This is a genomic window from Nocardia amikacinitolerans, from assembly GCF_900215415.1.
GTDB lineage: Bacteria > Actinomycetota > Actinomycetes > Mycobacteriales > Mycobacteriaceae > Nocardia > Nocardia amikacinitolerans.
Genome location: NZ_OBEG01000003.1, coordinates 113,898 through 126,665 on the forward strand (window position 1 = coordinate 113,898; position 12,768 = coordinate 126,665).

The window sequence follows — 12,768 nt, forward strand, 5'->3', positions numbered from 1 at the left end:
GTCACGGGGTGACGATGGCGAAGCCGGGATCCGGCTTGTCGAACAGTTCGGGCAGCTGCGCCAGCGCTGCGGCGTTGCCCTCGATGGCTATCTCGCCGCTGCGCACCGCCTCGCGCAGATCGCCGCCCGCGAGGAACGCCCGCGACAGCGCGGCGCGGGTGAGGACGATCGTGGCGTCCGGCGCGGGAAGTCCGTCGTCGGGGCGGCGGTCGTAGTGCACGAGCACGCCGTTGCGCAGTTCGGCGCGGTGCGTGCGATCGGCCTCGTCGCGGAAGCGCCAGTCGGTGACCAGCCGGAGTCCCCACGCTTTCGGTCCGTCGACGCGCAGCGACATGGCGTCGAACGCCTGCTCCACGCTGATCGCGGTCAGCAGATCCGTCGAATTCGCTTGAATCGGTGTGCCGAACGAGCCGTTGCGCAGTTCGTGCGCGCCGCTGAGGTAGAAGTTGCGCCAGGTGGCGTTTTCCGCGCCGTAGGCCAGTTGTTCGAAGGCGCTGGCCTGCAAGTGTTTTGCCGTCGTATCGGTCGGATCGGCGAAGACGACGTAGTTCACCATCTGTGCCACCCACCGATAGTCGCCCGCGTCGTAGGCTCGCTGCGCCTTCTTCAGCACCTCTTTCGCGCCGCCCATCGCCTCGACGTGACGTTTGGCGGACTCGACCGGCGGATGTTCCCACAGGTGCGCGGGATTGCCGTCGAACCAGCCCATGTAGCGCTGGTAGATGGCTTTCACATTGTGGCTGACCGAACCGTAATAGCCCTGCGTCGACCAGGTTTTCGTCAGCTCGGGCGGCAGCTGGATCAGCTCGGCGATCTCGGCGCCGACATAACCCTTGTTGAGCAGCCGCAGCGTCTGGTCGTTGAGGTAGCCGTACAGATCCCGTTGCGCGGAAAGGAATTCCACGATCCGCTCGGTGCCCCAGACCGGCCAGTGATGGGAGGAGAACACCACGTCGCTGGCGCGGCCGTAGCGGTTGATCGAATCGGTGAGGTACTTCGACCACACGTGCGGGTCACGGACCAACGCGCCGCGCAGGGTCAGGATGTTGTGCATGGTGTGGGTGGCGTTCTCGGCCATGCACAGCACCCTGCGGTCGGGGAAGTAGAAGTTCATCTCCGACGGCGCCTCGGTGCCCGGCGTCAGCTGGAACACCATGCGGACGCCGTCGATCGTCTCCTCTTGATCCGTGCGGACGATGTCGACGGTCGGCTCGATGAGGGTGACGGTGCCGAGCGAGGTGGTCTGGCCGAGGCCCGCCCCGATCTGCCCCTTCGGACCGCGCGGAAGAGCGGCGCCGTACATGTACGCCGCGCGGCGCGCCATCGCTGTCCCGGCGTAGATGTTCTCGGCGACAGCGTGTTCCAGGAAGCCGACGGGCGCGAGCACCGGGCAGCGGCCCTCGGCGACGTCCTGCCGGGTGGTCACGCCGAGCGCGCCGCCGAAGTGGTCGACGTGGGAATGGCTGTAGATCAGACCGGTGACCGGACGGTTCCCGCGGTGCGCGCGGTAGAGCGCCAGTCCGGCGGCCGCGGTTTCGGCGGAGATCAGCGGGTCGATGACGACCACGCCCGTGTCGCCTTCGACCAGCGTCATGTTCGACAGGTCGAGGCCGCGGATCTGATAGAAGCCGGGCGCGATCTCGTACAGCCCCTGCTTCACGGTGAGCTGGGAATGCCGCCACAGGCTCGGATGCGCCGACTGCGGGCAGGGTTCGCGTAGGAATCCGTAGGAGTCGTTGTCCCACACCACCTTTCCCTGGTCGTCGGTGATCGTGCCCGGTTCGAGCGCCGTGACGAAGCCGCGGTCGGCGTCGGCGAAGTCGGCGGTGTCGGAGAACGGCAGGGTCTCGGCGGCCCGCTGGTTGGCGGCACGGATGTGATCGCTCGGGTCGGTCGGCGTGGCCGAGGGGCGCACCTGGTCGTCGTCCGCGCAGCCGCCCAGTCCGACGCCGACGCCCGCGGCCGCCAGCGCCGCCGCGCCGACGCCGAAGACGCCGCGGCGGGACACCCGCGGGCCCGAAGTCTCGCCGTTCTCCCGCTCGACCATGCGCGCTCCTCGCTTGTCGTGGGCGTTCGCCCCGTAGTTGCCGACCCTCGGCGGTTTCGGTCGACCCTACGCACTATTGCAGTGATACTGCAATAGTGAATCCGTGCCGGGACGACGGGCCGGTCGTCGCTCGTCCGCGCGATCTGTGATCGGATGCGGTCATGGCTGAGGGCACGACCGGCGCGCGACGGCGCCGCAATCCGGAACAGACCCGGGGCGCGATCATCGACGCCCTGCTTGCCGCCGTGAAGGAGGGCATCTTCGCGCCGACCGCCAAGGACATCGCGCAGCGTGCGGGCGCCTCCGAGCGCAGCATCTTCGTGCACTTTCCCGCGATCGACGATCTGCGGATCGCCGCCGTCGACCGGCAGTCCGAACAGGTCGAGGCGCTGATCAGGACCATCGACCCCGCGCTGCCGCTGGCGGAGCGCATCGATCTGGTTGTCGAGCAGAGCGCCGACATCTTCGCGCTCCAGCGCAACCCCCGCGTGCTCGGCCTGCTGGAATCGCACAGTCTGCCCGCCATGGACGCGCGAATGCGGCTGACCGACAGGCGGATTCGCGCCGCGCTCGCGCGCGCTTTCGACGCCGAACTGACCCGCGACGGAGAACGCGACGAGCAGCTGCTCGACGCGATCGACGCCACCGTCGGCTGGCCCTTCCGGCACCACCTGGTGGAACGGCGCGGACTGTCCCGCGCCGCCGCCTCCGCCGCCGTCCGGCGCGCCCTGGTCGCGCTGCTGGTCGCGGACCATTCCGGTCGGTCCGATTTCGGGTAGTCGACTACGCGCGCGATCGGGTCCGCGGTGGGCAGAATCGGCGGGCAAACAGGCCGAGTTCAAGGGGGGTGCCAGATGTCCGACGAGCGCAAGGCGTTGTCGCCCGCGCCGCACAACGAGCCGCCGCTGCGCGGTTTCCACGCGCCACCGCGATCCCAGCCCTGCCGGATGCGCCCGCGCGGAGACGCGACTGCCGGTGCGGGAGTTCAGCGCGTCGTCCGGGAGTCGCACGCTGCCGCGGAACAGGAGGAGCTGATCGCCTCGTCGCGCAAGTTCGCGGAGCGTTCGCTGCGCCTCACCCTGGAGGTGCTGGACCAGCGCAGGCCGCTCGGCCAACTGGCCTCCGTCGCGGAGCCCGCCGTGGTGTCGGCGATCCGCACCCTGATCGCGGGCGACCTGACACCGGGCCGCGGTCTCGGTGTCGCCGTCCTGGCGCGCGTCGCGGTGACACCGGTGGACCCCCGCAGCGCGGAAGTCTTCGCCGGCTACGACCGCGGCGCCCGACGCTTCGCCATGGCGGGCCGCATTGTGCACACGCGCACCTCGGGCTGGCGCTGGACGGCATTGCGCATCCGATGAGCGTGGGCGACATCAACCGGCGAAATTCCAATGGAATCGTCCGACCCGCAGTCATCTGGCAGTCCGCCCGGTGGATCGTGCCGCGCGGCGCGGCGGGATGAAATCGGCGACCCGCGCATGGCTCAGGGCAAGCCATCGCGTTGTCGAGTAGTCGACTACGCAGGTGATGGCGGCCGAGGTGGTGCGCTGTATCTCGTTGCGGGTGCTGGGTGGTCAGCGCGGGCCGTTGGTGTTCAGGAACAGCACGGGGCCGGTGCCGAAACTTCCCTTGGCGTTGTGGGAGAGGAGGGCGGCCAGTGCCTTCGCGGTGTACACCGGCTCCAGGGCGAGGCCCTCGCTGTCGCCCGCGAGGTCTGCCGCCTCGGTGGCGGCGGGAATGGGGTGGCCGTAGCCGGGGCCGAGCCAGTTCCGGGTGATCTCGAGGTCGTCGGTGGTGAGTGCGGGTGCTTCGAAGACCGCGCCGCGTTTGCGCAGCAGGGCGATCGTGCGGTCCGCCAACCGCAGCAGCGTCGGTGCGTCGAGGCGAAGGGTGTCGTTGACGACGACGCCGAACACCCGGGTGCGCAGTCCGGCGAGCCGCAGTCCGAGCACAAGCCCGGCCGCCGTCCCGCCGGAGCCGATCGCGGTGACGACATGCGAGGGTTCGGGCAGAACACCCGCGCGGACTTGGGCGGCGATCTCCAATCCCGCCTCGACGTAGCCGAGTACGCCGAGCGGCGCGGAGCCGCCAGCGGGCAGGTAGAAGGGGGCCGCGCCCGGCCGCCAGTGCTTGGCGTAGAGCAGGGGAGCGGTGAGAACGGTGCGCGATTTGGTGCGCGTCCGATGGATCTCCGCGCCGGAGGCCTCGAGCCGGGCCAGTTGCGCGCGCACGTGCTCGTCGATCGGTTGGTCGATCAGCGCGAGCACCGTGTGCAGTCCGAGCTCACGCCCGTACAGCGCGGCGGCCAAACCCCAGTTGGTACCGACGCCGCCCACCGTGAGCAAGGTGCGTCGCCCGGTGCGAACCGCCTCGGGCAGCAACCATTCCAGCTTGCGCACCTTGTTGCCGCCCCAGCCGCCGTCGCCGTAGCGGCTCTCGTCCTTCAACCACACCGGAGCGACGCCGGTGGGGAGCTCGTGCAGCGGTCGCACCGGTGTCGGCGCCGTGCCGAGCCGCCGGAAGGGAAGATCGTCCGCGACTTCGGGAAGGCGGGCGTGCAGCAGCGGCAAGGCTGGTCGGTCGTCCAGTTCCATGGCGCTCCAGCATAGGACGCGGTGGCCGTCGGCGAGGTCGTATCCGCCGCGCGTCCGCTGTTCGACACTCACATCGCCTAAATCGATCAGCGGGAGACATAGTCAACTACCTTTGACCTGGTGCGACGCTGCGCGGATGCGGTCGAGCTGATCACGGCGTTCATCGCCGCCGTGGTCGGCGGACTGGCGCTCACCACGCCGATCTCGCTGGCGTGGGCCCGCGGGACGGCGACGGTGGAGATGCAGCTGCTCGCCCACAACCTGCCGAGGGCGACCGCGATCGGCTTCGTCGTCGCGGTGATCGCCGCGGTCTTCACATGCACCGCCGATTCGGCCGTGGTGGCGTGGCTGGTGGCTCTGTTCGGCACGGTCGTGCTGCTGATCAACCACACCATGGGCCGCAGCTTCTCCGCGCTCGCCCCGCTCACCACGCTCAACGACATCGATTCGCTGGCGGGCGGAATGCTGCTCGGCGGGCTGATGACGGCGGCGGGGCGGCACATGGTGTTCGCGGGCGCGGCCACCCTTGGCGCGCTCACCAGCATCGTGATCGGCGACCTGAGTGTGCCGGGCATCGGGCATCCGATCGCGCCGGAGTTGCCCGCCGGGCTCGTGACGGACTCGCCGCCGCTCTGGCTGCTCTGGCCGACCGTCGCGCTGGTGCTGGCGTGCGCGCTGCTGAACCGGCATCGACGCCGGGAGTCGGTGATCGCGGTCGAGCTGCCACTGCGGCCGATCGTCGCCGCGTTGCTGACCCTGCTCATCACGCTCGGTAGCTCGGAGTGGCTGGTCCACCGCGGCGCGACGCTGCTCGAGGTGCTGCTCGTCGCCGCCGTCACGGTGGTCACCGTACTTGGCGCTGCGCTGCTGCTACCAGGACGCGACGGGGTGATCGTCGTTCTCAGCGCGGCCATCGCGGCGTCCGGAGGTGCCATCGTGGTCACCGCGCTTTCCGGTTGGACAGTGCCGCTGCTGCTCGGCTGCACGGTGGGCGGCATGCTGCTCGGGATGGTCCGCCCGATGCCGATGGCCGGGCTTGCGGCGACCGCGGCGCTGAGCGCGTTCGCCGCGGTGACCGCACGGCCCGAAGGCCCGACACCCGCGGCGACCATGGCGGGCTGTCTGGCGCTTGCGCTGATCACCGGATATTGCTTCGGTACGGCGCAGCCGATCCAGAGCCCGAGCAAGGTGTTGGCTCTCTCGCTGCTGTACGTGCCCGGCGTCGTCGTCGCGCTCCGTGGTCTCATCTTCGGCGGCGAGCTGGACATCCCGCGCCGCTACGCCGATCCCGACCGATGGCTTTCCGCGGTGCCCGGCCTCACGGCGATCTTGATCGCCGGTGGCTGCGCGCTCGTCGTGTTGCTGTTGCAGAGGGTGCGGCCCGAGGAGTCCGAGACCGAGTCCGCCGACAGCACCCGCCCCACCCTTCGCTAACGTCGCGGGCATGCGGCTTCACGTGGGATGTGCGATGTGGACGCACGCGGCATGGCAGGAGCGGCAGCTGGGACCCGCGGAACGGTTGCGCTGGTACGCCGAGCGCTGCACCGCGGTCGAGGGCAACACCACGTTCTACGCGACCCCCGCGCGCCACACCGTCGAATCATGGGCCGAGCAGACCGCGCCCGATTTCCGTTTCGTGCTGAAACTGCCCAAGCCGATCACCCACGAGCGCAGGCTCACCGGCGCGGAACGGGAACTGCGCGCGTTCCTCGGCGCGATGGAGCCGCTCGGACCGCGCCTGCACACGCTGTGGGTGCAGCTGCCCGGCTCGTTCGGTCCGACCGATCTCGGCGCGCTCGCGGCGTTCCTGCGCGAGCTGCCCGTGGGATACCGGTGCGGGGTCGAGGTCAGGCACCCGGCCTTCTTCGAGGACCGGCGCGCGGGTCAGGCGCTGGAGCGGGTGCTCGCCAGGGTCGGCGCCGAGTGGATAACCTTCGACACCACAGTGCTTTTCGACGGCGTCGCGGCGGGCCCCGCGGAGCAGGAGGCGCGGTCGAAGAAGCCGCGCGTGCCGCGGCGCACCGACGCGCTCACCGAATACCCGATCGTGCGGTACCACGGGCGGGACGACGTCGAGCGCACCGTCGCCGGGTGGCGTCCCTGGCTCGACACGGTGACCGCCTGGCTGCGCGAGGGGCGCTCGCCGACGGTATTCCTGCACACCCCCGACAACGCGGGCGCGCTGAACTTGGCCCGGCGTTTCCACGACGAGGTCCGCGCCCGGCTCCCGGAACTCGCCCCGCTGCCCGAGCCGGTGGCGGACGAGCCGATGACGCTGTTCTGATTCAGCGAAGCCCGAGCACCGTCGACGCGAAATCCACGAACAGCGGGGCCAATTCGGGTACGTTCGCCGGTCCGTGCGAGACCATCGTGCGGCGGGTCCGCTCGCCGATCGCCTCCGGAATCAGTGCGATGACGTCGTCCGCCAGCTCGGGCAGGGACGGGTCGGCCGCGCGGGCTTGGTGGTAGAAGACGCGGTAGAGCTCGGCGAAACGGTCCACGGCGAGGTCGCGGTAGGCCACGGCCGCTTGGTCCACCTTGAACGACTCCACCAGCACGACGCACGCGAAATCCGGTTCGGTGACGATCATTTCGCAATAGGTGTGCACGATGGAGCGAATCTTGGCGAGGGCGTCGGCATCCGGCGGGAGCTGGGCGAGTTCCTCGGCGATGCGGGTGGCGACGATGTCGATGCCGGTGTGCACGGCCTCGACGAAGCACTCCTCCTTGTTGGCGAAGTGTTCGTAGAACGTGCTGCGCGACACCCGGGCCCTGCCGACGATATCGGAGAGCGTGGTCGCGGAATACCCTTTGGCCCGTACGCTTTCCACCATCGCGGTGATGATCCTGCCGCGCTGCGACGTGAGGACCGCTTCGCGGGTCGCGCGGTGCCGTTCGGCGAAACCGCTTCTCGGTAACACCGTCGGACGTATGGTCGCCTGCTCTCGGCGCATGTGTGCCTCTCTGTCGCCAACGATCGAGATCGGACACGGCCCCGCCGATCGTGTCGCCTCGGGTCCCACCCGGGCGACATTATGCCGTGTGGTCTTCAGCCTCTCTGCGCCATTCATCCGTCATCTTCGGCGCAAATGTGCAATCTTGTTATTGCGCAATGGCATTGATACGGAGGGTGCGGCGGAGTCATGGCGTCGAACGCGTTCGATCTCGGCAGCCGCACTGTCGCGCGTCGCGGTGCGCTGCGCCGTGGCAGGGGCAGGGACGCGGCGACGACGCCGCTGTGGCCGGGCATGATCCCGCCGCAGCAGGTCGGCCAGCCGCTCCGGAGGCAGCAGGGCAAGCGTTCGCCGCGGCGCGGGCGACCGCGAAACCGGCGGCGCCCCTGGCTCGTCGGCGGCGCGACCGTCGGCGCGTCGCTCGCCGCGGTGGCGGTGGTGCTTGTGTACGCCGCGGAGGTGACCGAACCGCGCCAGTCCGCCACGGTCGCCGATCCGGTGCTCGGCGGCGGACCCGGCTGTGAGCCGACCCGATCCGACCAGTTGGTGCGCGGTAACGGCACCGGCTCGCTGGCCAGCGGACCCGACGCGATCCTCGCCTTCCAGCACGCCTACTACGTGACCAAGTCCGGTGTCGCGGCGCGCGCGGCGACCACGCCCGACGCGGCGGTGTCGCGCATAGACGTCATCGACGCGGGCATCGCCTCGGTTCCCGTGGGAACCAGCCACTGCGTGCTGGTGCTGCCGCTGCCGGACGGCCGCTTCGACGTCGTGATCACCGAGACCCGCCCCGACGCGGCGGTGCGCACCTATCGCCAGTTCGTCACCGTGACCCCGCGCGACGGGGACGTCCTGATCAGCAAGATCGCCCCGCCGGACCGGTAACCCGCTTCTCCGCCGTTTCGGATTTCGGCGCGCCCGAGTCCTGATACATTCCTGTATCGAATACGCCGGTGTATCGAACCGGGCGAGAGGAGTCGACGATGGCGCCGTCCACCGCGGGGGCGCGCCCTGCCACCCGCAGACGGGTCGCGACCCGCAAACGCCTGCTCACCGCCGCCTACGAGGTCTTCGCCGAGGACGGGTTCGGCAGGGCAACGGTCGAGCGGGTCTGCGAGCGCGCGGGATTCACCCGCGGCGCCTTCTACTCGAACTTCACCTCGCTCGACGAGCTTTTCCTCGCCATGTGGGAGGAACGCTCGGCCGCGATGCTCGCCGATGTCCGCATCGCCCTCGACGACATCTCCGTCGAGGGCATCGCCGACCTCCGCGACGCGGTGGACCGGCTGCTGCGCGCCGTCCCCCTGGACGAGGCGTGGTACCGGATCACCGCCGAGTTCACCAGCCACGCCCTGCGCACGCCGACGTTGCGCCGGGTGATGGCCGCCCGCGAGGAGGCGATCGTCGCGGCGCTGATGCCGACCGTGGTGACCGCGCTCGGCCGGGTCGGCCGCGGCGTGCCGGACCCGGAGGCGCTCGGCCAGGCCATGGTGGCCGTGCACGACGGCACCGCGGTGCAGGTGCTGATGGAACCGCGCAGCCGCACCGCCCTGCGGCGGCGCACCGAACTCTTCTGTCACGTCGTGCTGGCCTACAGCACGCCAATCGAAGGATGAACATGACCAACTGCAGTCCCGAATTCGCGCGCGAGGCCGACGTGATCGTGGTCGGCGCGGGCCTCGCCGGCCTGGTCGCCGCCCACGAGCTGGTCAAGGCGGGCCGCAAGGTGCACCTGCTCGACCAGGAGAACCGCAACAACCTCGGCGGGCAGGCGTTCTGGTCGCTCGGCGGGCTGTTCTTCGTGGACAGCCCGGAGCAGCGGCGACTCGGCATCAAGGACTCCTACGAACTGGCGCTGCAGGATTGGCTCGGCTCGGCCGGATTCGATCGCGACGACGAGGACCTCTGGGCGCGTCAGTGGGCCGAAGCGTACGTGCGCTTCGCGGCCACCGAGAAGCGGGATTACCTGCGCGCCTTGGGTTTGCGGGTGACTCCGCTGGTCGGCTGGGCCGAGCGCGGCGGCGCGGCCGCCGACGGCCACGGCAATTCGGTGCCGCGCTTCCACCTCACCTGGGGTACCGGTCCCGAGGTCGTGCGGGTCTTCCAGGAGCCGGTGCTCGAGGGCGAGCGGCGCGGGCTGGTCGGCTTCAGTTTCCGGCACCGGGTGGACGAGCTGATCGTCGAGGACGGCGCGGTGGTCGGCGTGCGCGGCACGGTCCTGGAGGACACCGATCTGGAGCGCGGCAAAGCGTCGTCGCGGACAGCGGTGGGGGAGTTCGAGTTTCGGGCCGAGGCGGTCGTGGTGACCTCCGGCGGCATCGGTCACAACCACGAGATGATCCGGCGCAATTGGCCCACCGAGCGGCTCGGGCCATGCCCGGAGACGCTCATCTCCGGTGTTCCCGCGCATGTCGACGGTCGCATGCTGGCCATCTCGGAGAGCGCGGGCGGCGCGATCGTGAACCGGGATCGCATGTGGCACTACACCGAAGGCATCCACAACTGGGACCCGATCTGGCCCGACCACGCCATCCGCATCATTCCGGGGCCGTCCTCGCTGTGGTTCGACGCCAACGGAAAGCGTTTGCCCGCACCGTGTTTCCCCGGTTTCGACACCAACACCACGATGAAAGCGATCCTGGCGAGCGGCTACGACTACTCCTGGTTCGTGCTGACCCAGTCGATCATCGAGAAGGAGTTCGCGCTGTCGGGTTCCGAGCAGAACCCCGACATCACCGGTAAGGACCTCAAACTCACCCTGAAGAGTCGGGTGGCCAAGGGTGCGCCAGGCCCGGTGGAGGCGTTCAAACAGCACGGCGTCGATTTCGTCGTCGCCGACACGCTGCGCGAGCTGGTCGACGGGATGAACAAGATCGCGCGCGGACCCCAGCTCGACCACGACGACCTGGAGCGGCAGATCGTCGCCCGTGACCGGGAGATCGACAACAAGTACAGCAAGGACGCGCAGCTGATGGCGATCACCAACGCGCGCCAGTACTTCGGGGACAAGGCGGGCCGGGTCGCCAAGCCGCACCGCATCCTCGACCCCGAGGCGGGTCCGCTGATCGCGGTCCGGCTGAACATCCTCACCCGAAAGACCCTCGGCGGCTTGCAGACCAACCTCGACTCGCAGGTGATGCGACCCGACGGCACCCCGCTGCCCGGCCTGTACGCCGCAGGCGAGGTCGCCGGGTTCGGCGGCGGCGGTGTGCACGGCTACAACGCGCTGGAAGGCACCTTCCTCGGCGGCTGCATCTTCTCGGGTCGCGCCGCGGGTCGCGCGCTCGCGAAGAAGCTCGCCTGACGTTCGGCGCGGACCCGGTCGCCGGTGCGGGTCAGCGCACCGGCTCGATCGGTAGCCGCCGTGCCGAGGTCGCGGTCGGAAGATCCGGTGCCGCGGTATCGGTCGAAAGGCCCTGTGCCGCCTCGGCGGTCGAATAACACAGCGCCGCGGGCGCGTTCGGTGGGACGACCGGACGACGCGGCGGGATCGGGTCGAGCCGCTGGTACGGTGCGCCGAGCGCCGGTCGCGGATCGGCCTCACCTTTGTTGGGCCACAACGAGACCGCGCGCTCGGCCTGCGCGGTGATGGTCAGCGACGGGTTGACCCCGAGGTTCGCCGAGATCGTCGAGCCGTCGATGACGTGCAGGCCGGGATGACCGTAGAGCCGGTGGTACGGATCGACGACGCCGGTCTCGGCCGAGTCGCCGATCACGCAGCCGCCGATGAAGTGCCCGGTCATCGGGATGTTCAGGACGCCGGAGGTGGTGCCGATGGGGAAGCCGTCGATCTTGTCCGCCACTCCGCGCGCGACGTCGTGCCCTGCGGGCACCCAGGTCGGATTCGGCTGGCCCGCACCCTGTTTCGTGGTCATCGTGCGGCGCCCGAACCAACCGCGCTTGGTGTAGGTGGTGATGGAGTTGTCCACCGACTGCATTACGAGCAGGCCGATCGTCTGCTCGGACCAGTGCCGCGGGTTGTGCGCTCGCAGCACGTCGCGACGGCCGCGCCACAGCGCGCGCAGCCACAGCCCGAACCGCGGGGTGTCGCCGCTGACCATCACCGTCGCCATGATGGCGAGTGCGTTGCTGCCTTTGCCGTAGCGCACCGGTTCGACGTGGGTGTCCGCGTCGGGGTGGATGGAGGACGTGATGGCGACGCCCTTGGTGAAATCGGCGTCGGCGCGGCGGCTGCGGGCGCCGAGCAGTTCCTCGGAGTTGGTGCGTGAGAGCTGCCCGAGCATGTCGGAGATCGCGGGCAGCGAGCCGGTGTCGCGCAGCCGGTGCAGCAGGCGCTGGGTGCCGAGCGCGGCGGCGGAGAAGACCACGTGTTCCGCGGTGAACTCGCGGCGCCGCTTGCGCACGGTGCGGCCGGTGCGCTGCGTGGTGATCGTGAAGCCGCCGCCCTCGCGTGGTCGCACGTCGGTCACCGTCGTCAGCGGATGCACTGTGGCACCGGCCTTTTCGGCCAGATACAGGTAGTTCTTGACCAGCGTGTTCTTCGCGTTGTGGCGGCAGCCGGTCATGCACTCGCCGCAGTGCGTGCAGGCCCGCCGATCCGGTCCGACGCCGCCGAAGAACGGGTCCGGCACGTCCTGTCCCGGCCGGACGCCGGGGCCGCCGAAGAAGACGCCGACCGGTGTCCTGCGGTAGGAGTCGGCGACGCCCAGGTCCTCGGCGACCTCGCGCAGCACACGGTCGGACTGGGTCGTCGCGGGGTTGGTCGTCACGCCGAGCATCCGCTTTGCCTGGTCGTAGTGCGGCGCGAGTTCCGCGCGCCAATCGGTGATGTGACCCCACTGCCGGTCGGTGAAGAACCGTTCCGGGGGTTCGTAGAGGGTGTTCGCGTAGACGAGCGAGCCGCCGCCGACGCCAGCGCCCGCCATCACGAAAGTGTCCTTCAGCAGCGCCAGGCGCTGGATGCCGTAGCAGCCGAGGCGCGGTGCCCACAGGTATTTCCGCAGCCGCCAAGAGGTTTCGGCGAACTCCTCGTCGGTGAAGCGGCGACCCGCTTCCAGCACCCCGACCCGGTACCCCTTCTCGGTCAGCCGCAGCGCCGTCACGCTGCCGCCGAACCCCGAGCCGACGACCACCACGTCGTAGTCGAATGTCATGGACCTACGCCTTCCGCTCCCGCCGATGTCGTGGAACAACGCTAGGAGCGGGCGACCCCATG

At 69.8% G+C, this 12,768-nt stretch carries 11 protein-coding genes; 7 read left to right on the forward strand and 4 right to left on the reverse strand.

The genetic code is table 11. From position 1 onward, the window contains the following. Position 1: 1 nt before the first annotated feature. A complete protein-coding gene (locus CRP45_RS14865; protein WP_097245585.1) occupies positions 2–2,047 on the reverse strand; it encodes an alkyl/aryl-sulfatase in 2,046 nt (681 codons plus the stop codon). Between the two features lie 161 nt (positions 2,048–2,208). Between CRP45_RS14865 and CRP45_RS14870 the strand changes: the two genes are divergently transcribed. Together CRP45_RS14870 and CRP45_RS14875 are read left to right on the forward strand one after the other, a co-directional pair. After that, positions 2,209–2,826, forward strand: coding sequence for a TetR/AcrR family transcriptional regulator (locus tag CRP45_RS14870; RefSeq protein WP_097245586.1), 618 nt, complete (start codon positions 2,209–2,211; stop codon positions 2,824–2,826). Positions 2,827–2,901: 75 nt separating this feature from the next. Continuing rightward, on the forward strand, positions 2,902–3,405 hold the full coding sequence (locus tag CRP45_RS14875; RefSeq protein WP_097245587.1) for an Rv3235 family protein: 504 nt from the start codon (positions 2,902–2,904) through the stop codon (positions 3,403–3,405). 213 nt (positions 3,406–3,618) lie between these two features. Here the strand turns inward: CRP45_RS14875 and CRP45_RS14880 are convergent, their stop codons facing one another. After that, entirely contained in the window at positions 3,619–4,638 is a 1,020-nt protein-coding gene (locus CRP45_RS14880) for a 1-aminocyclopropane-1-carboxylate deaminase/D-cysteine desulfhydrase (RefSeq protein ID WP_097246080.1), read from the reverse strand. A gap of 120 nt (positions 4,639–4,758) precedes the next feature. Here CRP45_RS14880 and CRP45_RS14885 point away from each other — a divergent pair, with 120 nt between their 5' ends. Both CRP45_RS14885 and CRP45_RS14890 read left to right on the forward strand, forming a co-directional pair. Continuing rightward, the gene (locus CRP45_RS14885; RefSeq protein WP_097245588.1) at positions 4,759–6,072 is read left to right on the forward strand and encodes a hypothetical protein; all 1,314 of its coding nucleotides are present in this window, start codon (positions 4,759–4,761) and stop codon (positions 6,070–6,072) included. 10 nt (positions 6,073–6,082) lie between these two features. After that, a complete protein-coding gene (locus CRP45_RS14890) occupies positions 6,083–6,922 on the forward strand; it encodes a DUF72 domain-containing protein (protein WP_097245589.1) in 840 nt (279 codons plus the stop codon). Between the two features lies 1 nt (position 6,923). Here the strand turns inward: CRP45_RS14890 and CRP45_RS14895 are convergent, their stop codons facing one another. Further along, complete coding sequence (locus tag CRP45_RS14895) at positions 6,924–7,472, reverse strand: TetR/AcrR family transcriptional regulator (protein ID WP_245910153.1); 549 nt, start codon at positions 7,470–7,472, stop codon at positions 6,924–6,926. 309 nt (positions 7,473–7,781) lie between these two features. On the opposite strand from CRP45_RS14895, the gene CRP45_RS14900 reads away from it, so the two are divergent. The 3 genes from CRP45_RS14900 to CRP45_RS14910 all read left to right on the forward strand — a co-directional run bounded on the left by CRP45_RS14900 (position 7,782) and on the right by CRP45_RS14910 (position 10,896). Continuing rightward, on the forward strand, positions 7,782–8,477 hold the full coding sequence (locus tag CRP45_RS14900) for a DUF8176 domain-containing protein (RefSeq protein ID WP_097245591.1): 696 nt from the start codon (positions 7,782–7,784) through the stop codon (positions 8,475–8,477). Positions 8,478–8,575: 98 nt separating this feature from the next. Beyond that, complete coding sequence (locus CRP45_RS14905) at positions 8,576–9,208, forward strand: TetR/AcrR family transcriptional regulator (RefSeq protein ID WP_097245592.1); 633 nt, start codon at positions 8,576–8,578, stop codon at positions 9,206–9,208. A gap of 2 nt (positions 9,209–9,210) precedes the next feature. Beyond that, complete coding sequence (locus CRP45_RS14910) at positions 9,211–10,896, forward strand: FAD-binding dehydrogenase (RefSeq protein ID WP_097246081.1); 1,686 nt, start codon at positions 9,211–9,213, stop codon at positions 10,894–10,896. Between the two features lie 31 nt (positions 10,897–10,927). Here CRP45_RS14910 and CRP45_RS14915 read toward each other — a convergent pair whose 3' ends face one another. After that, complete coding sequence (locus CRP45_RS14915) at positions 10,928–12,706, reverse strand: GMC family oxidoreductase (protein ID WP_097245593.1); 1,779 nt, start codon at positions 12,704–12,706, stop codon at positions 10,928–10,930. Between the last annotated feature and the right edge of the window lie 62 nt (positions 12,707–12,768).